The following is a 1,497-nucleotide window of genomic DNA, read 5'->3' on the forward strand; positions in this document are numbered from 1 at the left end:
ATGATTTACGGGCCGCGTTCTCGGCGACGTTAGAGGTTGGACCTCTACTTCGCGGCCCACAAATCACGGGCAAGTGTTTCCGGGCGCATCGACCCGGCCCTCCGCCCACGCCCCCTCACGTCCCGGCGCCCTCGGCCCACCCCCGTGCTCTTGAGGGAGGGAGAACACCCCGTGTGGATCCCGGCACAGATGGGAGGGCCCGTAGGGACCCTGAGGGGAGGAACACCTCCGAGGTGACTGGTGAGATGCGCGCGGATCCGAAGACCGAACGGCCGTGTCGTTCTCACGCGCAGGGCACCCTCCGAGGTCATCGGTCGGGTGGTCAGACGCGCTGGAGGACCTGGGCGAGGAGGGAGCCCATGTGGTTGGCGGAGTCGCGACCGGCCTGGAGGACCTCCTCGTGGTTGAGCGGCTCCCCGGTGATGCCCGCGGCCAGGTTGGTGACCAGCGAGATACCCAGCACCTCGGCGCCCGCCTCGCGGGCGGCGATCGCCTCCAGCACCGTGGACATGCCGACCAGGTCGCCGCCGAGCACCCGGACCATGTTGATCTCGGCCGGCGTCTCGTAGTGCGGCCCGGGGAACTGCACGTACACGCCCTCTTCGAGGGTGGCGTCGATCTCCTGGCACATCGCGCGAAGGCGCGGCGAGTACAGGTCGGTGAGGTCGGTGAAGTTCGCACCGACGATGGGAGAGGCGGCCGTGAGGTTGATGTGGTCGCTGATCAGCACCGGCTGACCGACCCGCATCCCGTCGCGCAGCCCGCCGCAGCCGTTGGTGAGCACGATCGTCTTGCAGCCGGCGGCGACTGCCGTACGGATGCCGTGGACGACCGAGGCGACGCCGCGGCCCTCGTAGTAGTGGGTGCGCCCGAGGAAGACCAGGGCCCGCTTCTCGCCGACCTTGTAGGAACGGATCTTCCCCGCGTGCCCCTCCACCGCAGGTGGGGGGAAGCCCGGCAGGTCGGTGACGGCCAACTCGTGCTCGGGTGCGCCGAGGGCGTCGGCGGCGGGGACCCAGCCGGACCCCATGACCAGCGCGACGTCGTGGGTGTCCACCCCGGTGATCTCGCGCAGCCGCTTCGCGGCTGCCGCTGCGTGGTCGTGCGGGGACTCGTCGATAGGCGCAGATACGTTCACGCGAAGCAGGGTAGCCTGATTCCGCCTACGCGCGTAGAGCCCCCTGGTGATCCCACTCCGATTGGGTGGCAAGCCACACCCCGGTTCGTGTCTTCTGCCAGGACGTACCCCTCCGCGACGGTGGGCCGGATCATCTCCCCCGCACACTGCGACCGACCGTCCCACCCTCTCCAGGGGCACGGGGGCGGCGTGGGACCTGAGAGCAGAGCCGATACCCCCGGAAACACCCGCCCGTGTTCGCCGGGCACCCCTTGCAAGCCCCTTCCCCAGGGGCACGGGGGTGGGCCGGGGGCGGCGGCAGGGACGTGAGGGGGCGTGGGCGGAGGGCAGGGTCGATGCGCCCGGAAACACTTGCCCGT

Annotated in this window: 1 protein-coding gene; it reads right to left on the minus strand. The window is 70.3% G+C overall.

What is annotated here, in order from left to right; translation table 11 throughout:
* Positions 1-322 precede the first annotated feature (322 nt).
* A complete protein-coding gene (locus tag K304_RS0120600; protein ID WP_027765264.1) occupies positions 323-1,138 on the minus strand; it encodes a purine-nucleoside phosphorylase in 816 nt (271 codons plus the stop codon).
* Positions 1,139-1,497: the final 359 nt, after the last annotated feature.

It is taken from the genome of Streptomyces sp. CNS606, assembly GCF_000426325.1.